Raw genomic sequence first — 18,616 nt, 5'->3', positions numbered from 1 at the left:
CGAAGTTCGACAACAAGTACGGCTGCCGACACTCCCTGATCGACGGCATCAACCGCGCCACCGACGTCCTGATCGGCGGCAAGGTCGCCGTCGTCTTCGGCTACGGCGACGTCGGCAAGGGCTCGGCGGAATCCCTGCGCGGCCAGGGCGCCCGCGTCATCGTCACCGAGATCGACCCGATCTGCGCGCTGCAGGCCGCGATGGACGGCTACCAGGTCGCCACCCTGGACGACGTCGTCGAAACCGCCGACATCTTCATCACCACCACCGGCAACAAGGACATCATCATGGCCGCCGACATGGCCAGGATGAAGCACCAGGCCATCGTGGGCAACATCGGCCACTTCGACAACGAGATCGACATGGCCGGCCTCGCCAAGATCGACGGCATCGTCAAGGACGAGGTCAAACCCCAGGTCCACACCTGGAAGTTCCCCGACGGCAAGGTCCTCATCGTCCTGTCCGAAGGCCGCCTGCTGAACCTGGGCAACGCGACCGGCCACCCCTCCTTCGTGATGTCGAACTCCTTCGCCGACCAGACCCTGGCCCAGATCGAACTCTTCACCAAGCCCTCCGAATACCCCACCGACGTCCACGTGCTGCCCAAACACCTCGACGAGAAGGTCGCCCGCCTCCACCTCGACGCCCTCGGCGTGCGCCTCACCACCCTGCGCCCCGAACAGGCCGCCTACATCGGCGTCCCCGTCGACGGCCCGTACAAGCCCGACCACTACCGCTACTGAGGCGTCCCGCTTCTGCGCCCGAACGGCCGCCCGAACGGCCGCCCGAACGGCCGCCCGAACGGCCGCCCGAACGGCCGCCCGAACGGCCGCCCGTCCGCCGTCCGCCTCCGTGTTGTCCGCCGTGTCGTCCGCCCCCACGCGAAGCCGCGCGTGGGGGCCGCGGTGTGCCCGGCTGGGCTGTCCGCGGCCCCGTGCCGACCGGGGGACCACCGGAACTGGATCGAGGGTCGAGCAGGTGTTCGCAAGCTCTCGGTGACACCCGGACGCGAGAGGCAGCCATGATCAATCTTTTTCAGCCCCAGGTCGGTGCTGAGGAACTCGAAGCGGTGGCCGGGGTGTTCCGCGACCGTTGGCTCGGTCACGGACCCCGTACCAAGGCGTTCGAAGCGGCGTTCGCCGAACACCTGGGTGTCGCCGCGGAGCACGTGGTCTTCATCAACTCGGCCACCTCGGGCCTGTTCCTGGCCACGGAGGCGCTCGACCTGCGCGACGGCGACGAAGTCGTCCTGCCGTCCCTGAGCTTCCTCGCCGCCGCCAACGCCATCCTCGGCACCGGTGGCCGTCCGGTCTTCTGCGACGTCGACCCCCGCACGCTCAACCCCACGCTGGAGGACATCGAGGCCGTCCTCACCGAGCGGACCAGGGCGGTCGTCGTCCTCCACTACGGCGGCTACCCCGGCGACATCGTCCGGATCGCCGCGCGCTGCCACGAACTCGGCATCACCCTCATCGAGGACGCCGCCTGCTCCGTGGACTCCCGCGTCGACGGCCGGGCCGTCGGCACCTTCGGGGACCTCTCGATGTGGAGCTTCGACGCGATGAAGGTCCTCGTCACCGGGGACGGCGGGATGATCTACGTCAAGGACGCCGAGCAGGCCGCCCGGATCCGCCGCCTCGCCTACCACGGCCTCGCCCAGTCCAGCGGTTTCGGCCACGCCAAGGTGTCCTCCCGGTGGTGGGAAATGGACATCCCCGAGCCCGGGCGCCGCGTCATCGGCAACGACCTCACCGCCGCGATCGGCTCCGTGCAACTGCGCCGGCTGCCCGACATGGTCACGCGCCGCAAGGAGATCGTCGACCTGTACGACCGGGAACTCGTCTCCCTCGACGGCGTGCTGACGCCCCCGCCGCTGCCCGCCGGGCACGCGTCGACGTACTACTTCTACTGGGTGCAGATGGACCCCGCGATCCGTGACGCCGTCGCCGGCGACCTGCTCGCGGACGACATCTACACGACCTTCCGCTACGCACCCCTCCACAAGGTTCCGGCCTACGCCCCCGTCGAGGGCCCGGTTCCCGGGCTCCCCGGATCCGACTGGGCGTCCGACCGGACCCTGTGCCTGCCCCTGCACCCGGGTCTGTCCGACGCGGACGTGCTCACCGTCGTCGCCTCGTTCCGCAAGGCCGTGGCGGCGCGGAGCGCCGAGGCGCGGCAGGACTCTCCCGCGAAGGACATCCGATGAACAGACGTGTCGTCATCACCGGCATCGGCGTGGTCGCACCCGGGGGAGTGGGTACGAAGAACTACTGGTCGCACCTGACCTCCGGTCGGACCGCGACCCGCGCCATCAGCCTCTTCGACGCCTCGCAGTTCCGTTCGCGGATCGCCGCCGAGGCCGACTTCGACCCGCTGGACCACGGCTTCACCCCCGAGGAGGCGGCCCGTCTCGACCGGGCCGCGCAGTTCGCCCTCGTCAGCGCCGACGAGGCGCTGCGCGACAGCGGACTCGACACCGCGGCGCTGGACCCCACCCGTACGGGAGTGAGCCTGGGCAGCGCCGTCGGCTGCACGACGGGCCTCGACAACGAGTACGACGCGGTGAGCGCGGGCGGCAGCACCTGGCAGGTGGACCACACCCTCGCCGTGTCCCACCTGTTCGACTACTTCGTGCCCAGCTCGCTGGCCGCGGAGGTGGCATGGCGGGTCGGCGCGCAGGGGCCGGTCTCGCTGATCTCCACCGGCTGCACCTCGGGTCTGGACTCCATCGGCCACGCCGTCGAGCTGATCCGCGAGGGCAGCGCCGACGTGATGGTCACGGGCGCCACCGAGGCGCCGATCTCGCCCATCACCGTCGCCTGCTTCGACGCGATCAAGGCGACCTCGCCGCGCAACGACGACCCGGCGACCGCCTCCCGGCCCTTCGACGCCACCCGCAACGGCTTCGTCCTCGGCGAGGGTTCGGCCGTACTGGTCCTGGAGGAGCTGCGGAGCGCCCGCCGCCGCGGCGCCCACGTCTACGCCGAGATCTCCGGGTTCGCCAGCCGCGGCAACGCCTACCACATGACCGGGTTGCGTCCCGAGGGCCACGAGATGGCGCAGGCGATCAGCGTCGCCCTCGACGAGGCCCGCCTCGACCCCGGCGCCGTCGACTACGTCAACGCGCACGGCTCGGGCACCAAGCAGAACGACCGGCACGAGACGGCCGCCTTCAAGCGGAGCCTCGGGCAGCGTGCCCACGAGGTGCCCGTCAGCTCCATCAAGTCGATGATCGGGCACTCGCTCGGCGCGATCGGCTCCCTGGAGGTGGTGGCGAGCGCGCTGGCCATCGAGCACAACGTGGTGCCGCCGACCGCGAACCTGCACCGCCCCGACCCCCAGTGCGACCTGGACTACACCCCGCTCACCGCACGTGAGCACCGCACCGACACCGTGCTCACCGTCGGCAGCGGGTTCGGCGGCTTCCAGAGCGCCATGATCCTGACCGGTCCCCGCCTGGGAGATGCCGCATGACCACGGACACGACCGTCAGCGTCACCCGCCCGCGCTTCGACGCCGCGGGACCGGCCGAGGCGCCCGTCGTCACCGGCATCGGCGTCGCCGCCCCCAACGGGCTGGGCACCGCGGCGTGGTGGGCGGCGGTCCTGCGCGGCGAGAACGGCATCCGGCCGGTCACCCGCTTCGACGCGGACCAGTACCCGGCCGGGCTGGCCGGTGAGGTTCCCGGGTTCGACCCGGCCGAGCACCTGCCGAGCCGGCTGCTGCCGCAGACCGCGCACGTGACCCGGCTCGCCCTCACCGCCGCCGACGAGGCCCTCGCCGACGCCGGCGTGGACCCGGCGCGGCTCGCCGACTACGAGGCGGGCGTCATCACCGCCAACTCCGCCGGCGGCTACGAGTTCGGTCAGCGCGAGCTCCAGGCACTGTGGAGCAAGGGCGGTCAGCACGTCAGCGCCTACCAGTCCTTCGCTTGGTTCTACGCCGTCAACAGCGGCCAGATCTCCATCAAGAACGGCATGCGCGGCCCCAACAGCGTCATCGTCAGCGAACAGGCCGGCGGGCTCGACGCGGTGGCCCAGGCGCGCCGCCAGCTCCGCAAGGGGATCCGACTGTTGATCACCGGCGGCCTGGACTCCTCGCTCTGCCCCTGGGGCTGGGCCGCGCACCTGGCCGGCGGCGAGCTGAGCACCTCCGCGGACCCCGAGCGGGCCTACCTGCCCTTCTCCGCCGACGCCGACGGTCACGTCGTCGGGGAGGGCGGGGCGCTGCTCGTCCTGGAGGACGCCGCCGCCGCCCGCGATCGCGGCGCCGCCGTCTACGGGACGGTCGCCGGGTACGCCGCCACCTTCGACCCGAAGCCCGGCTCGGGCGGCGCCCCGCGCCTGCGCGACGCCGCCGCGCTGGCACTGCGCGACGCGGGCCTGGAGCCCGCCGACGTCGACGTGGTCTTCGCCGACGCCGCCGGCCGGCGCGGCGCCGACCGCGACGAGGCCGAGGCCCTCGCGGACCTGTTCGGTGCCCACGGGGTCCCCGTGACCGCGCCCAAGACCATGACGGGCCGGCTCGCCGCGGGCGGCGCCTCCCTCGATCTGGCGGCCGCGCTGCTCTCCCTGCGCGACGGCGTGATCCCGCCGACCGTCAACACCGGGGCGCCCGCCGCGGACTGCCCCATCGACCTCGTGACCGCGGTACGCCACCCCGAGCGGCTGCGCACCGCCCTGGTGCTGGCCCGCGGTCGCGGCGGCTTCAACGCGGCCATGGTGGTCCGCGCAGCCTGAGAACGGGCCGGTTGCCCGGACGCCCTCACGGACGACCGGACCCGGCCGAAGGACCGGACGCACTCATCCAGCGGCCGCGCCCGTACGCACCTGAGCCAGGAGGACCGTTGCCCACCATCGACCCCGCCGAATTCGCCCGCACCATGGCACACGTGCCCACCCCGGTCACCGTCGTGACCACGGTGGACGCGGCCGGCCGGCGCCTGGGCTTCACCGCCGGCTCCTTCACGTCCCTCTCCCTCGATCCGCCGCTGGTGCTGGTCTGCCTGGCGAAGAGGGCGGCGAGCCACGAGGCGTTCGTCCGCGCCGACCGGTTCCTCGTCAACGTCCTGGCGGCGGACCAGGCCGATGTCGCCGGAGCCTTCGCCCGCTCGGGACACTCGGGGCTCGACAAGTTCGCCGGCACCCCCATGGAGCCCCTCGAACACGGCCTGCCCGGCTTGAGCGACGCGACGGCCCGGCTCGTCTGCACCCTGCACGACGTCCTGGACGGCGGGGACCACAGCATCCTCGTCGGCCGCGTCGAGTCCGCGGCGGTGAGCGGCGCGGAGCCGCTGATCCACCACAACCGGCGGTTCGCCCGGCCCGGCGGCGGAGTCGACCTGGTGTCGTCCGGAGCGTCGTCGGCCCGCTGACGGTCCGCTGACGGGCGCTCAATCGGCGCATGCGTTAACGGCGTTAACGGTCCATCACCGTTAACGCCGTTAACGCTTGCCCGCATTTTCCGGGACGTTCCGGGATCTTACGGACGGCCGGCCAACCCGTCAGTCCTTGCTGTCCTCCGCGGTCACCCGGTCCGAGGGCGCGGACGTCGGCGCGGCCTCGGGGGCTTGCTCGGCGGGAGCGAACTCCCTCAGGGCCAGGGACAGCAGCAGCACGGTGACACCGAGACCCGTGGCGACGAGGAAGCCCGTGGTGATCGAGGTGGCGCCGATGACCGGACCGATGATCAACGGGGCGACGAACTGCCCCAGGAAGTTGGCGGTGCCCGACAGGGCCATGACCTGGCCGCGCAGCGCGGGCGGCGCGGCCTCGCCGAGCATCATCGCCAGTGCCGGTACGGACATCCCGCTGCCGAGTCCGAACAGGCCCGCCGCCACCGTGAGCAGGGCGGGGTGCCCCGCCAGCCCGATGGTCAGCATCGACAGCGTCCACAGGACCAGGGACACCCGCAGCAGGTTCACGTACCCGAGGCGGCCCTTGATCCGGGCGTAGAACAGGCCGATCACACTGCCCGTCACCGAGGTGCTGGTGGTGATCAGGGAGATGACGAACGGGTCGGCCACGTCGAGCTGCGTCAGGCGCTGCGGCAGGAAGACGGCCATCACGTACAGCAGGAACGAGCTGAACATCGACAACCCGTACAGCGCCAGCAGCCGGGGCTGCTGCTTGATCAGCGCCACGGCGTTGACGCCCTTGGGGCGGGGCGCCACCGGGGCGTTGGGCAGGACGAACAGCATCGCCACGGCGAGCGGGATGCCGAGCAGGTAGACCGCGAACGGTCCGTGCCACGACAGGCTGCCCAGGGCGCCGCCGATCAGCGGCCAGATGATGCCGCCCATGCTGATGGCGGTGCCCCGCCAACCGGCGACCTTGTCCCGCTCCGGCCCCTGGTAGAGGGCGAGCAGGGCCACGGTCGTCCCGCTGAACAGGGCGGCGGCGCCGATGCCGAAGGCGAACCGACTGATGATCAGGGTCGCGTACGAGTCGGCGAACAGCCCCGCCCCGCCGGCCACGCCGTAGATGAGCAGACCGATCACCAGGGGCATGCGCACGCCCCACTTGTCGATCGCCCAGCCGACGAACGGGCTGACGATGGCGAGGGACAGGCCGTGCGCCGTGAGGATCAGCCCGGCTTGTGTGCCGCTGACCCCGAGATCGCCACGGATGACGCTGACGACCGGTGCGACCACGGCTCCGGCCATGATGGTCAGGGTCGAGGCGATGAGAAGAACGAACAGTGTTGCCCTGCTGGGGGCGGGGGCTGCTGCGGCAGCCGAAGGCTGTGCGGCCATACGGAACTCCGGTGGTGGTATGTGGTCCACGATCCCGGTCGGTGCGTCGGGGGAGCTCGCGGTCGCGGGGACGCCGGTCGAATGTCCGGAAAAATCGGACCGGAACCCTTCCCGCCACGATGGGGATCTTTATCCCCCAGAGTGCGAGATTCCGCTAGACCGCCGCTGGACCCCCGCTCGGCGCACGAGCCGGCCCCGCCGACAGACCGCCGCACACCCTCCCCCCTCGGGCCGGACCGGTGCTCGACCGGTGCTCGGGAACGGCTCCACGATCACTGTTCGAGTGGGAGTCGAACCACGGTTGCCAGGATCGGCCCCCTGTACCCGAGGACCCCGGACCGGGACCGGCCAGCGGCCCGGCACCGGCCCGACACCGAAGACCCGAGAAGCGAGGAGCGCGACCGATGGCGGAACACCAGGCCCTGACGCCGGACGAGGTGGGCGAGTTCTACGACGACCGGGGGTGGCTCTGGGAGATCTTCATGGGCCAGAACCTGCACATCGGGTACTGGGACGACGAGGACCCCGGCACCGACCCGAAGGACCGCCTCACCGACGTCCTGATCGGACAGGTCGCACCGGAGCCCGGCGGGCACCTCCTCGACATCGGCTGCGGCAAGGGGCGTCCCGCGATCCGCCTCGCCCAGGCCGGCGGCGGCAAGGTCACCGGCATCACCGTCAGCGCCGAGCAGATCGAAGCCGGCACCGAACTGGCCCGCGAGGCGGGCGTATCGGACCGCGTCACCTTCGAGCGCGCCGACGCCATGGAACTGCCCTACGCCGACGGCTCGTACGACGCGGCCTGGGCCGTGGAATCCGTCATGTACTTCTCCGACCGGCAGAAGGCCCTCGACGAGATCCACCGCATCCTCAAGCCCGGCGGCGTCTTCGTCCTCTCCGACTACGTGGAGAGCGTCGAACTGGACGCGCGTTGGCGCAAGGTCCTCGTCGAGGGCTTCACCGTCGACTCCCTGCCGACCCCCGAGCAGTACGTCGAACTGCTCACCGCCGCCGGTTTCGTCGTGGAACGCGACTACGACGCGGGGGAGCACCTGCGCAAGTCCGCCGCGCGCATCGGCCGGATCGTGGAGGAGAACTACGAGAAGGTCGTCGCCAAGGGCGGCCAGAGCTTCGCCGAGGAGTTCAAGCAGATGATCGGCGAGGTGTCGGAACTCGAACGCGACCACCTGGGCTACCGCATCATCACCGCCCGCAAGCCGCTCGTCTGACCCGCCTCCGAGGGCCTCCCGAGCGCCTCCCGAGCGCCTCCCGAGCCCCTTGCGAGTCCCCTCCGAGCCCGTCCCGAGCCCGACTTTCCAGGATTGTCCGCATGAAGATTCTGTTCGTAGCCGGTGGCACCTCCGGAGTGATATTCGGGATCGTCCCGCTGGCACAGGCGGCCCGCAACGCCGGCCACGACGTCATCATGGCCGCACCCGAGAACTGCACGGCGACCATCACCGCCGCGGGCCTCCCCGCCGCCGCGGTCTCCTCGAAGGCGATGCAGGAGGCCCTCGTCGACCGGCGGGGCGTGCGCGTCCCCATCCCCGAGGACCTGCACGAGCGGTACATCTTCAACGGCCGCACCTTCGGCCGGTACGCCGCGAGCTGCCTGGACGGGCTCATCGACCTGGTGGACCGCTGGCGGCCGGACGTGGTCGTCGGCGGGGCACTGGCCTTCGCCGCCCCGCTCATCGCGGCGTACGCGGGCGTCCCCTACGTCAAGCAGGCCATCGACATGGGCGAGCCGCGCACCATCGACCTCGCGGCCGCCGCCGAACTCGGCCCCGAGATGGAGCGCCTGGGCCTCTACGAGATGCCCCGCACCGACCTCTTCGTCGACATCTGCCCGCCCAGCCTGCGGCCGGCCGACGCCCTGCCCGCCCAACTGATGCGCTACGTGCCCTACGCCACGCAGAAGACCGTCGAACCGTGGATGCTGCAGAAGGGCGCGCGCCCCCGGGTCCTGGTCTCCGCGGGCAGCCGCGTCACCCCCGAATCCGACTTCGACATCCTGAGCGGCCTCGTCGCGAAGGTCTCCCAACTCGACGTGGAAGTCCTCGTCGCCACCCCGGAAGAGGTCGCCGAGCGACTGCGCCCCCTCTTCCCCGGGGTCCGCGCCGGCTGGATCCCGCTCCACCAGGCGGCCCCCACCGCCGACCTGGCCATCCACCACGCGGGCGGCAACACCACGATGGGCTACGTGGCCTACGGCGTACCGCAGGTGCTCGTCCCGTACCTGCCGTACTGCGTCGACTACAGCGCCCGCCTCGACGCCTACGGCGCGGGCAGGATGATCGCCCCCGAGAACGACTCCGCGGAGAACCTCGCGGACGCCTGCGCGGAGATCCTGGCCACCCCGTCCTACCGGGAACGCGCCCGCGAGTTGGCCGACGAGGTCGCCGCCCAACCCGTCGCCGCGCAGGCCGTCGACGCCATCGAGCGGCTCGTCCCCGCCGCCGCGCACTGACCCGGGACGGCGGACACCCATGCGACTGCTCTTCATGGCCACCCTGGCCAAGACCCTGCACGAGACGACCGTGGGCCTGGACCTGGTCCACCAGCTGAAGGCCACCGGCGTCCGCTGCCACTTCGTCATCGACGCCGACAACGAGGCCCAACTCAAGGCCGCCGGCCACCCCTACACCCTCGTGTCCTCCGCGCTGGGCCACGGCGTGCGCGACGTGGTGGCCCGCACGGTCCGCGAGTTCCGGCCCGACGCGATCGTCCTCAGCGACTACGTCGGGCACTGGCTCACCCACCTCGTGAACTACGAGACCGACCCCTGGTACGTCCAGGAGTTCGGCGTGCCCGTCCTGCCCATCGACATGCTGGGACTGGCCGACACCGAACGGGAGGTCGAGGCCCTCGGCAGGACGGTGACGATCGACGCCAACCTCCTCGACATGCCACTGCGGCTGCGCCCCGTCCCCGTCAACCGGCCCCAGCATCCCGTCGGCCCCGACGAGATGCTCTACCGGGCCAACAGCACCCTGCGCCCGCTCACCGAACGGACCCGCGCGGACGTACGGCGCTCCGTCGGCGCCGAGGCCGGCCACCGGCTGCTCCTCTTCCCCACCCTGCCGTGGCAGCACACCATGCGGACCCGGGCCGGCCCGGCCACCCGGGAACTCGCCGTCCGGTTGCCCGAGCTGATCGGCCACTACCTGCGCAGGCTGCCCGCCGACACCCGGTTCGTGATGGTCGGCCCCTACTTCGAGAACCTCGGCCTGCCGGCCGAGCGCGTCCACCTCGAACCGGAGTACACGGCGGACCGCTACCACCAACTGCTCGGCGCCACCGACGCGGTGATGTCCTGCTTCCTCACCTCCTACGCCCTCGAACGGGCCGTCCTCGCGGACGTACCCGGGCTCATCGCCACCAACGGGCACGACCTGCCCGCGGCCGCCGCCGACACCGCGCTCCCCTCCGGCGCCTCGTCGGCCGTCCGCTCCTGGCTCGCGGACTTCCCCGGGCCCGTGCCCTCCTTCCACGCCTGGCCGCTGCGCTGGAGCCGGCTCCTGTCCGGGCTGCTCCACGACAACCCGTTCGCGGAAACCGTCCTGCACACCGAGATCCTCGACGAGGACGCCGTGGTGAACGGCCTGGAAGCGGTGCTGTACGACCCCTCCGTACGGGACCGGCTCGCCGGGGCCCGCGCGGACTACCGGGACGCCATCGACCGGCTGCCCGACACCGCCCAGGCCTTCACGGCCGCCGCCGAACGGCTCGGCATCGGGCGCTGACCCCTGCCCCGTCCGCACCCCACCAGAGGAAGACACACGATGCGCTACGACCGTGCAGCCGACCCGCTGATCGCCGCCGCCCGGGCCGCGGCGCCGCTCGCCGCCGAACACGCCCACGCCAGTGAGACCGCGCGCACGCTGGCCCCGCCCGTCGCCGAAGCCGTCATCGCGGCCGGATTCCCCGGATACTTCGCGCCGGTCGCCCACGGCGGCGCCGGCGGCACCTTCACCGGACTGCTCGACGCGGTCGCCGCCCTCGGCGAGGGCTGCACCTCCGCCGCCTGGTGCGCCTCCGTCGTCGCCAGTGCCGGCCGGATGACCGCCTACCTGCCCGCGGCCGGTCAGGAAGCCGTCTGGCACAAGGGCCCCGACACCGTCGTCTCCGCCGGCCTCGTCCCCAGCGGCACCGCCGAACGAGGCCCGGGCGGCTGGCGCCTGAACGGCACCTGGCCCTACGTCAGCGCCGTCGACTTCTCCGACTGGACCCTCGTCGCCGCCCGCGCCCGCACCCCCGAGGGGCAGCAGGTACGGATCTTCGCGGTACCCCGCACCGACTACCGGATCGAGGACACCTGGTTCACCGTGAGCCTGCGCGGCACCGGTAGCAACTCGGTGGTCCTGGACGACGTGCTCGTCCCCGACGAACTGTCCGTACCGCTCGACGTGCTCCTCGCCGGCCCGGCACCCGAATCCGACGCGGCCTGCCACCAGGTACCGCTGAAGGCCGGCAACGGACTCACCCTCGCCGCGCCCCTGCTGGGCGCCACCCGCGGCGCGTTGCGCCGCTGGTCCCACCTCGTCCAGGGCAAGCTCGCCGGACCCGCCGGCGCCATCAGCGGAGCCCAGGACGCCGGCCCGTTCGAACAGCTCCTGGCCCGCGCCGAGGGCGAGACCGACGCGGCGCAGCTCCTCCTGGAACGGGTCGCCCGGACCACCGACGAGGGCCCGTACTCCGCCCTGGACTCCGCGCGCAACGGACGCGACAGCGCCCTCGCCGCCGACCTGCTGGCCTCCGTCGTCGACCGGCTGCTGCGCACCGCCGGCACCCGGGCCCAGGCGGAGGGGGAGGAACTCCAGCGGCGCTGGCGCGACGTCAACTGCGGCGCCGGGCACAGCGGGCTGCAGTTCGCGCCGCTGGCCGGCACGTACGCCCGGCTGCGCACCGCGACCCCGGACGCGGTCTGAGACCGCCGGCGCCGCGGTCGCGGCGCACGCCGAAGGGGCCCCGCCGGCAGGCGGGGCCCCTTCGCCGTGTCCGCCGTCAGGCGTGGCACACGGGCAGGCCGCCGTGGTAGTCGATCATCTCCGAGAACATCAGCTCGATGTCGAGCGGAACACCCGGCGCCGCGCCCCGCTCCTCCGCGTACGCGCGGTGCAGGTTCGGCACCAGACGCTCGGAGTCCAGCAGCTCCGCGTACTCCCCGAGGTCCGCGTCCCGGGCCGCGTCCAGCGGTCCGACACCGGCCGCGACGCCCTCCCGGGCCAGTCGCTGCACGAACCGCAGGTACCCCTCGGTCGCGTCGAGCAGCTCCGGGCCCGCCACCGGCCCGTGACCGGCGACCACTGTACGGGGATCGAGGGCGCGCAGCCGCTCGGTCACCGCCAGCGAGCCGGCCACCGACCCCATTAGGCAGAACGGCGTCGACCCGGACATCACCAGGTCCCCGGTGAACAGCACCCGTTCCTCGGGCAGCCACACCACCGTGTCGCTCGACGTGTGGGCGGGCCCCAGCCGGACCAGTTCGGCCCGCACGTCTCCCACGTACAGGTCGAGGCGGTCCCGGAAGGTGACCTCGGGGAGCACCACGGAGACCCCGCCCCAGTGGACGTCGGGCCACAGGCCCGTCAGGTGCAGGCCCACCGTTTCCATCTCGGTCCGGGTGCCCTCGTGCCCGACGACGACGGCGTCATCGGCGAACAGGTAGTTGCCGAAGGTGTGGTCACCGTGGGAGTGGGTGTTGACCACGTACCGCGGCGGTCGGGACGTGACCGTTTCGACCGCCGCCTTCAGGGCCTTCGCCCGGGCTTCCGTGGCGGCCGTGTCGACCAGCGCGGAGCGCCCACCGGACACGATCAGCCCGGCGTTGTTCAGGCACCATCCGCCGTCCGGCTGCACGTAGGCGAAGACGCCGTCCGCGACTTCCTGAAGACGGGGCTGCGCCCCGCCCGCGGCGCGGGCGTCGGCCGCCATCCTCAGAAGACCTGGTCGTGCGTGATGAGGCGGGACGCGATCCGCACCTCGCCGTCCTCGACGACCAGGACGTCGTGGACCAGGCAGCTCGGGTTGATCTCCGGCTGACCGCCCGGGCGGACGGTGGTGACCAGGGCGTACGCCGTGGACTTGATCGTGCCGTCCTCCTGGTGCTCCAGGGCGACCTGGTTGAACCAGTGACGGCGGCGGACCTGCTGGCCGTCGTACTTCTTGTGGAACTCGACGAGCTCGCGCACGATCCCGGGTCGGGTCCGGGCCGGCTCCGCGCCCGGCGAGTGCAGGAACACGCCGTCCTCGGTGAAGGAGGCCGCGTACTCCTCGAACCGGCGGGCGTCGAGGGCCTGCATCTGGTGGGCGTAGAAGTGGAGCACCTGCGAGTAGAGGTCGGTGCTGACTGCGGTGGTCATGTGGGTGTCCCTCCTGGGACTGGTGAGGGGAACGGGCGGGGGCGGGGCGCCCCTTCCGGATCGGGCCGAACCCGATCCGAAGGGGACGGCCTAGTCGCGCGGAGCGCGGACGACGACGGCCGAGTTGAAGCCGTGCCGGCCGCGGGCCAGGACGAGCGCGTTGCGGATGCGGCCTTCGCGGGGCCCGGTGTGCACCAGGTCGATGCCGTACGCGGGGGGCACCTCGGAGACCGTGGGCGTGGAGGGGATCACCTCGTCGCGGATGGCCAGCAGCGCCGTGGCCACGTCCAGCGGCCCGCCACCCGAGTACAGGCGTCCGGTGAGCGCCTTGGGCGCGGTGACGGGAACACCGCCCGGCCCGAACACCGAACGGATCGCGTCCGCCTCTGCGGCGTCCAGCTCCGGGACGCCGGCGCCGTCGGCGAACACCACGTCGATGTCCCCGGGCGTCAACCCGGCCTCGGCGAGCGCGGCCTCCACGGCCCGGCCGAGCGTCGGCGGCCGGTCCGAGCCGGGAGCGGGGTCGAAGGTCGACGCGTGCGCGGCGATCTCCCCGTACGGGCGGACGCCGCGCCGGGCGGCGCCGTCCGCGTCCTCGACGATGAGCATCGCCCCGCCCTCGCCCGGCACGTACCCGGAGGCCCGGGCGCCGAAGGGCTGGTAGGCGTGGGCCGGGTCGCTCTCGCGGGTGACGCGGCCGCCGGCCAGCTGGGAGACGTAGCCCCACGGGTCGAAGGCGGAGTCCACGCCGCCCGCCACGACGACGGGCGTACCGCGCCGGATGGTGCGGCGGGCGTGGCCCAGTGCGTCGAGACCGCCCGCCTGCTCGCCGACCAACGCGGCGCTGGGGCCGCGCAGCCCGTGGCGGATGGAGATCTGGCCGGTGTTCACCGCGTAGAACCAGGCGAAGGACTCGTAGACGCTGACGAACTTCGAACCCTTGGTCCACAGGTTGGCGAACTCGTGGTGGGTGAAGGTGAACCCGCCCAGCGCGTTCGACGTGACGACGCCGATGTCGTAGTCCTGGACGGTGTCGTTCGGGACACCGGCGTCGGTCAGCGCCCACTCGGCGGCGACGAGCGCCAGCTGCGTCGAGCGGTCCGTCTGCGGGAGCAGTCGGCCCGGCAGGTGGTCGGCGGGGTCGAAGCCGGCGATCTGCCCGGCCAGCGAGGCCGGGTAGCCGGTGGCGTCGAAGCCGGTGACCGGGGCGATGCCGGTGCTGCCGTCGAGCACCGCCTTCCAATAGGCTTCCACGCCCATTCCGTTGGGCGCCGTGACGGCGAGCCCGGTGATGACGGTCCTGGTCATGCCTTCGCTCCTTCGGGGGCGCGGAGGACCATGGCGCTCTGGAAGCCGCCGAATCCGCTGCCGACGGTGAGGACGGAGTCGACCCGGTGCTCGCGGGCGGTCAACGGGACGTAGTCCAGATCGCACTCGGGGTCGGGGGTGTGCAGGTTGGCGGTCGGCGGCACCACGTTGTGCTTGATCGCCAGGAGGCTCGCGGCGATCTCGATCGAGCCGATCGCGCCGAGGGAATGCCCGATCATCGACTTGATGGAGCTGACGGGCACCTCGTAGGCGTGCTGCCCCAGGCTCCGCTTGAAGGCGGCCGTCTCGTGCCGGTCGTTCTGCTTGGTGCCCGAGCCGTGCGCGTTGATGTAGTCGATGGCGGTGCCGTCGACGCGCGACTCGTCGAGCGCCACCCGGATCGCCTCCGCCATCTCCCGGCCGTCCGTCTTGAGGCCGGTCATGTGGTACGCGTTGCAGCGCGTGGCGTAGCCGCTGACCTCGGCGTACACCTCGGCGCCGCGGGCGCGCGCCGCCTCGTACTCCTCCAGGACGAACATGGCGCTGCCCTCGGCGAGGACGAAGCCGTTGCGGGTGGCGTCGAAGGGCCGCGAGGCGTGCTCGGGGTCGTCGTTGCGGGACGTCGTCGCCTTGATCGCGTCGAAGCAGGCGAGCACGATCGGGGAGATCGGGGTGTCCGAGGCGCCGGCGATCATGACGTCGGCGCTGCCCTCGCGGATCAGCTGCGCGGCGTATCCGACGGAGTCGAGCCCCGAGGTGCATCCGTCCGACACCATCGTCACCGGGCCCTCGGCGCCGGCCGCCCAGGCGACCTCGGCGGGCATGATTCCGGGGCTCAGGTAGTCGAACATGTGGGGGGAGAGGTAGTCGGGGTCGACGACCCAGTCGCGACCCCGGTCGGACATGACCAGGTACTCGTTCTCCAGGCTCGTCGCGGCGGCGACGGCGCTGCCCAGGCTCACGCCGATGCGGTGCGCGGGCACACCGCCGAACTCCAGTCCGCTGTCCGCGACGGCCTCGCGGGTACAGGCGATCGCGAACTGCGTCGCCCGGTCCATCCGGCGGATCTCGCGGGGCGACAGGCCCTCGGCGGCCGCGTGGAAGTCGACCTCGCCGGCCACCTGGGACCGGAAGGACGAGGCGTCGAAGAAGGTAATGCCGCGGGTCGCCGTCCGGCCCGCCGACAGCAGGTCCCAGAACTCCTTCACCCCGGAGCCGCCGGGTGCCCGCACGCCGATTCCTGTAATCACCACTCGTCGGGTCATCGCGCGCGGCTCGTCCCGTAGGTGTTCGAGCTGGACATCGAGTCAAGTCCTTTCCGGCCCGGCTGCGGAGAGACCGGCCCCCTACCACGACAGAAACTGCGTCAATTGATCCTTTGACGCTCTGTTGCCTTTCTCGAAGACCACTCGAAGGTCCGTCTCGGCGCCCGGGCAGGGGCGGTGACCGGGGGGTATCCCCGGAGACCGACGACCGGGCGCCCGCCCGGCCCCTCCACCGGGTCTCGACCGGCGGTCGAGGGCGGGGAACCACGCTCTCCGTAGTCCGTCTGGTCCGGAAAAGGGCCGGAACATTGCGATACGGAGGCACGATGGGCTCGCTGAACGGCAAGGTCGCGCTGGTCACAGGGGCGACGAGCGGCATCGGACGGGGCATCGCCGCCCACCTCGCCGACCAGGGGGCGCACGTCTTCGTGTGCGGCCGGGACGCGGACCGGCTGGCCGCGACCGTCAAGGCCCTCCAGGAGTCCGGCGGCTCGGTGGACGGCACCACCTGCGACGTGACCGACCGGGAGGACGTCAAGCGCTTCGTCGGCGCGGCCGTCGAGCGGTTCGGCACCGTCGACATCCTCGTCAACAACGCCGGGCGCAACGGTGGCGGCCCGATCGCCGAGATGTCGGACGAACTCTGGTACGACGTCATCAACACCAACCTCAACAGCGTCTTCCTGCTGACGCGCGAAGTGCTCAGCGCCGGCGGCATGCTCGGCAAGGGCTGGGGCCGCATCGTCAACATCGCCTCCACGGCCGGCAAGCAGGGCGCCGTGACCGCCGCCCCCTACTCCGCGTCCAAGCACGGCGTGGTCGGCTTCACGAAGGCCCTCGGTCTCGACCTGGCCAAGACGGGCATCACCGTGAACGCCGTCTGCCCCGGCTTCGTGGAGACGCCGATGGCCGAGCGGGTCCGCCAGCACTACGCCTCCTCCTTCAACATCACCCTCGAAGAGGCCGCCGAGAAGGTCCACACCCGCGTCCCGATCGGCCGCTACGTGGAGGTCGAGGAGGTCGCCGCCATGGTCGATTACCTGGTCAGTGACGCGGCGGGCTCCGTCACCGCGCAGGCCATGAACGTCTGCGGCGGTCTCGGCAACTACTGATCCCCCCGCCGGCGGCCCGACCCATCGCCGCCGGCGGCCCGGACGGCCACGAGCCCCGGGCCGGAAATCCCACGCACGAAGTAAGGAAGTGTCCTATGAAGGCAGCGGTGTTCAACGCGTTCGGCGGTCCCGAGGTACTGGAGGTCGCGGAGGTCGACACCCCCCGCCCGGCCGAGGGGCAGATCCGCGTCCGGGTCAAGGCCGCCGGCGTGCAGGCCTACGACTGCGCCGTCCGCGGAGGCTGGACGCCGCCGGGGGCGACCCTGGAGTTCCCGCAGAAGGTCGGCAACGACTTCGCCGGTGTCGTCGACGAGCTCGGCGAGGGCGTCGACGCCTTCGCCGTCGGCGACGAGGTCCTCGGCTGGGCGATCCTGTCCTGCTACGCCGAATACCTGGTGGTCTCCGTCGACCAGGTCGTCCTCAAGCCGGCCAACATGCCGTGGGAGGTCGCCGGGGCGTTCTCCGCGTCCGCGCAGACCGCCCACACCGCCCTGGAGGACCTCGCCGTCGGCGAGGGCGACACCCTTCTGGTCCACGCCGCGGCCGGCGGGGTCGGGACCATCACCGTGCAGCTCGCCAAGGAGCGCGGCGCCACGGTCATCGGCACCGCCAGCGAGCGCAACCACGACTACCTGCGCGAACTCGGCGCCACCCCGGTCGTCTACGGCGAGGGCCTGGTGGAGCGGGTGCGCGCGCTCGCGCCGCAGGGGGTCACCGCCGCCCTCGACGGCATCGGCGGCGTAGCCGTCGACGACTCGGTGGAACTGGTCAAGGACAAGAACCGGATCGGCACCCTGGTCGCCTTCGAGCGGCTGGAGGAGCTCGGTGTGCGCGGCATCTTCAGCCGCCGCGCGCAGGCCCGACTCGCCGAGCTCACCGCGCTCTACGCCGCGGGCAAGCTCCGCGTCGAGGTCTCGCGGACCTTCCCGCTGGAGCGGGCCGCCGACGCCCACCGCGAGGTCGAGACCGGACACGTGCGGGGCAAGGTCGTCGTCACCGTCGCCTGAGACGGGACGCAGTCGGCGCCGCCGCCCGGAGCGGCAGCCGCCGGTCCGGGTCGACAGGCGGCGCGTAGTGAGGAGCGTTACGCATGAAGATCGAGATCTACTCCGACGTCCTGTGCCCGTGGTGCTACATCGGCAAGAGCCGCATCGCGAAGGCCCTCGACGGGTTCGCGCACCGCGACGCGGTGGAAGTGGTGTGGCGCAGCTTCGAGCTGGCCCCCGACGCGGACGGGGTCCCCGGCCCCACCGCGGCCGAGGCCATGGAGCAGTGGACCGACCCGGCCGCCGTACCCGCGCGGATCGCGCTGATCCGCTCGAACGGCGAGCAGGAGGGCGTGGAGCTGAACCTCCACGCGTCCCGTCCCGTCAGCACCTTCGACGCCCACCGGCTGATCCACCTGGCCGCCGATCGCGACCGGGTCGACGCGGTACTGGAAGGCCTGTTCCACGCCTACCACACCGACGCGTTGAACGTCGCCGACCCGGCCGTGCTGTCCGGCATCGCCGCGAAGGCCGGCCTCGACGCCGACGAGGTCAAGGAACTGCTGGAGGGCGACCGCTACGCGGACCGGGTCGCCGCGGACGAACGCCGCGCCGTCACCCTCGGCGTCGGCGGGGTGCCCTCCGTGGTGATCGACGGACGCCCGCCGGTGTCCGGGGTGCAGGACCCGGCCGCGCTGACGGCCGCTCTCGAAGCGGCCTGGGCCCAGCGCGCGAAGGCCTGACCCGGGGAGCGTGAACCCGCCTGGTTGGCTGGATCCTTCCTCCAACGGATCTCCAGCAGGCTCCTGAAAAGTGATCAACCAGG

At 72.1% G+C, this 18,616-nt stretch carries 17 protein-coding genes; 12 read left to right on the top strand and 5 right to left on the bottom strand.

The features are described 5' to 3' along the window. The 5 genes from ACZ4XJ_RS35060 to ACZ4XJ_RS35040 all read left to right on the top strand — a co-directional run. The coding region (locus tag ACZ4XJ_RS35060) for an adenosylhomocysteinase (RefSeq protein ID WP_468498592.1) at positions 1–743 on the top strand (743 nt) is incomplete at its 5' end. 278 nt (positions 744–1,021) lie between these two features. Continuing rightward, positions 1,022–2,206: a DegT/DnrJ/EryC1/StrS family aminotransferase gene (locus ACZ4XJ_RS35055; RefSeq protein WP_468498591.1), complete on the top strand. Its 1,185-nt coding sequence runs from the start codon at positions 1,022–1,024 to the stop codon at positions 2,204–2,206. Next, positions 2,203–3,474, top strand: a complete 1,272-nt coding sequence (locus ACZ4XJ_RS35050; RefSeq protein ID WP_468498590.1) for a beta-ketoacyl-[acyl-carrier-protein] synthase family protein — start codon at positions 2,203–2,205, stop codon at positions 3,472–3,474. Before ACZ4XJ_RS35055 ends, ACZ4XJ_RS35050 begins: the two co-directional genes overlap by 4 nt. Next, positions 3,471–4,739, top strand: coding sequence for a ketosynthase chain-length factor (locus tag ACZ4XJ_RS35045; protein WP_468498589.1), 1,269 nt, complete (start codon positions 3,471–3,473; stop codon positions 4,737–4,739). The genes ACZ4XJ_RS35050 and ACZ4XJ_RS35045 overlap by 4 nt, the downstream gene beginning before the upstream one ends. A 107-nt stretch (positions 4,740–4,846) precedes the next feature. Continuing rightward, positions 4,847–5,374: a flavin reductase family protein gene (locus ACZ4XJ_RS35040; RefSeq protein ID WP_362881013.1), complete on the top strand. Its 528-nt coding sequence runs from the start codon at positions 4,847–4,849 to the stop codon at positions 5,372–5,374. A gap of 129 nt (positions 5,375–5,503) precedes the next feature. Here the strand turns inward: ACZ4XJ_RS35040 and ACZ4XJ_RS35035 are convergent, their stop codons facing one another. Then, a complete protein-coding gene (locus ACZ4XJ_RS35035; RefSeq protein ID WP_362881015.1) occupies positions 5,504–6,754 on the bottom strand; it encodes an MFS transporter in 1,251 nt (416 codons plus the stop codon). Positions 6,755–7,158: 404 nt separating this feature from the next. On the opposite strand from ACZ4XJ_RS35035, the gene ACZ4XJ_RS35030 reads away from it, so the two are divergent. The 4 genes from ACZ4XJ_RS35030 to ACZ4XJ_RS35015 all read left to right on the top strand — a co-directional run bounded on the left by ACZ4XJ_RS35030 (position 7,159) and on the right by ACZ4XJ_RS35015 (position 11,685). Then, a complete protein-coding gene (locus tag ACZ4XJ_RS35030) occupies positions 7,159–7,983 on the top strand; it encodes a class I SAM-dependent methyltransferase (RefSeq protein ID WP_362881017.1) in 825 nt (274 codons plus the stop codon). Between the two features lie 101 nt (positions 7,984–8,084). Then, positions 8,085–9,224 carry a glycosyltransferase gene (locus ACZ4XJ_RS35025; protein ID WP_468498588.1) on the top strand — a complete coding sequence of 380 codons (1,140 nt, stop codon included), beginning with the start codon at positions 8,085–8,087 and terminating at the stop codon, positions 9,222–9,224. A 19-nt stretch (positions 9,225–9,243) separates the two neighbouring features. Beyond that, entirely contained in the window at positions 9,244–10,500 is a 1,257-nt protein-coding gene (locus tag ACZ4XJ_RS35020; RefSeq protein ID WP_362881020.1) for a DUF6365 family protein, read from the top strand. A gap of 39 nt (positions 10,501–10,539) precedes the next feature. Next, on the top strand, positions 10,540–11,685 hold the full coding sequence (locus tag ACZ4XJ_RS35015; RefSeq protein ID WP_468498587.1) for an acyl-CoA dehydrogenase family protein: 1,146 nt from the start codon (positions 10,540–10,542) through the stop codon (positions 11,683–11,685). A gap of 76 nt (positions 11,686–11,761) precedes the next feature. On the opposite strand, the gene ACZ4XJ_RS35010 is transcribed toward ACZ4XJ_RS35015, so the two are convergent. From ACZ4XJ_RS35010 to ACZ4XJ_RS34995, 4 genes are all read right to left on the bottom strand, one after another. Continuing rightward, positions 11,762–12,691: an MBL fold metallo-hydrolase gene (locus ACZ4XJ_RS35010; protein WP_362881024.1), complete on the bottom strand. Its 930-nt coding sequence runs from the start codon at positions 12,689–12,691 to the stop codon at positions 11,762–11,764. A 2-nt stretch (positions 12,692–12,693) separates the two neighbouring features. After that, positions 12,694–13,119, bottom strand: coding sequence for a nuclear transport factor 2 family protein (locus ACZ4XJ_RS35005; protein ID WP_281207540.1), 426 nt, complete (start codon positions 13,117–13,119; stop codon positions 12,694–12,696). A 90-nt stretch (positions 13,120–13,209) separates the two neighbouring features. Then, positions 13,210–14,427 carry a ketosynthase chain-length factor gene (locus ACZ4XJ_RS35000; RefSeq protein WP_468498586.1) on the bottom strand — a complete coding sequence of 406 codons (1,218 nt, stop codon included), beginning with the start codon at positions 14,425–14,427 and terminating at the stop codon, positions 13,210–13,212. Then, entirely contained in the window at positions 14,424–15,692 is a 1,269-nt protein-coding gene (locus tag ACZ4XJ_RS34995; RefSeq protein WP_362881029.1) for a beta-ketoacyl-[acyl-carrier-protein] synthase family protein, read from the bottom strand. Before ACZ4XJ_RS34995 ends, ACZ4XJ_RS35000 begins: the two co-directional genes overlap by 4 nt. Positions 15,693–16,018: 326 nt before the next feature. Here ACZ4XJ_RS34995 and ACZ4XJ_RS34990 point away from each other — a divergent pair, with 326 nt between their 5' ends. The 3 genes from ACZ4XJ_RS34990 to ACZ4XJ_RS34980 all read left to right on the top strand — a co-directional run bounded on the left by ACZ4XJ_RS34990 (position 16,019) and on the right by ACZ4XJ_RS34980 (position 18,533). Further along, entirely contained in the window at positions 16,019–16,804 is a 786-nt protein-coding gene (locus ACZ4XJ_RS34990; RefSeq protein ID WP_362881031.1) for an SDR family NAD(P)-dependent oxidoreductase, read from the top strand. Positions 16,805–16,899: 95 nt separating this feature from the next. Next, the gene (locus ACZ4XJ_RS34985; RefSeq protein WP_362881033.1) at positions 16,900–17,811 is read left to right on the top strand and encodes an NADP-dependent oxidoreductase; all 912 of its coding nucleotides are present in this window, start codon (positions 16,900–16,902) and stop codon (positions 17,809–17,811) included. A gap of 83 nt (positions 17,812–17,894) precedes the next feature. Beyond that, positions 17,895–18,533 carry a DsbA family oxidoreductase gene (locus ACZ4XJ_RS34980; protein WP_362881035.1) on the top strand — a complete coding sequence of 213 codons (639 nt, stop codon included), beginning with the start codon at positions 17,895–17,897 and terminating at the stop codon, positions 18,531–18,533. Positions 18,534–18,616: the final 83 nt, after the last annotated feature.

This window comes from Streptomyces sp. NPDC029836 (assembly GCF_055574495.1).
Note: the sequence above shows the minus strand (reverse complement) of the source record. Positions and strands in the feature narration are given on the sequence as shown.

Bases quoted from the DNA above. Each gene is read 5' to 3' on its own strand.
- ACZ4XJ_RS35055 (WP_468498591.1), top strand. From the start codon at position 1,022: ATGATCAATCTTTTTCAGCCCCAGGTCGGTGCTGAGGAACTCGAAGCG.
- ACZ4XJ_RS35050 (WP_468498590.1), top strand. From the start codon at position 2,203: ATGAACAGACGTGTCGTCATCACCGGCATCGGCGTGGTCGCACCCGGG.
- ACZ4XJ_RS35045 (WP_468498589.1), top strand. From the start codon at position 3,471: ATGACCACGGACACGACCGTCAGCGTCACCCGCCCGCGCTTCGACGCC.
- ACZ4XJ_RS35035 (WP_362881015.1), bottom strand. From the start codon at position 6,754: ATGGCCGCACAGCCTTCGGCTGCCGCAGCAGCCCCCGCCCCCAGCAGG.
- ACZ4XJ_RS35030 (WP_362881017.1), top strand. From the start codon at position 7,159: ATGGCGGAACACCAGGCCCTGACGCCGGACGAGGTGGGCGAGTTCTAC.
- ACZ4XJ_RS35025 (WP_468498588.1), top strand. From the start codon at position 8,085: ATGAAGATTCTGTTCGTAGCCGGTGGCACCTCCGGAGTGATATTCGGG.
- ACZ4XJ_RS35020 (WP_362881020.1), top strand. From the start codon at position 9,244: ATGCGACTGCTCTTCATGGCCACCCTGGCCAAGACCCTGCACGAGACG.
- ACZ4XJ_RS35015 (WP_468498587.1), top strand. From the start codon at position 10,540: ATGCGCTACGACCGTGCAGCCGACCCGCTGATCGCCGCCGCCCGGGCC.
- ACZ4XJ_RS35010 (WP_362881024.1), bottom strand. From the start codon at position 12,691: ATGGCGGCCGACGCCCGCGCCGCGGGCGGGGCGCAGCCCCGTCTTCAG.
- ACZ4XJ_RS35005 (WP_281207540.1), bottom strand. From the start codon at position 13,119: ATGACCACCGCAGTCAGCACCGACCTCTACTCGCAGGTGCTCCACTTC.
- ACZ4XJ_RS35000 (WP_468498586.1), bottom strand. From the start codon at position 14,427: ATGACCAGGACCGTCATCACCGGGCTCGCCGTCACGGCGCCCAACGGA.
- ACZ4XJ_RS34995 (WP_362881029.1), bottom strand. From the start codon at position 15,692: ATGACCCGACGAGTGGTGATTACAGGAATCGGCGTGCGGGCACCCGGC.
- ACZ4XJ_RS34990 (WP_362881031.1), top strand. From the start codon at position 16,019: ATGGGCTCGCTGAACGGCAAGGTCGCGCTGGTCACAGGGGCGACGAGC.
- ACZ4XJ_RS34985 (WP_362881033.1), top strand. From the start codon at position 16,900: ATGAAGGCAGCGGTGTTCAACGCGTTCGGCGGTCCCGAGGTACTGGAG.
- ACZ4XJ_RS34980 (WP_362881035.1), top strand. From the start codon at position 17,895: ATGAAGATCGAGATCTACTCCGACGTCCTGTGCCCGTGGTGCTACATC.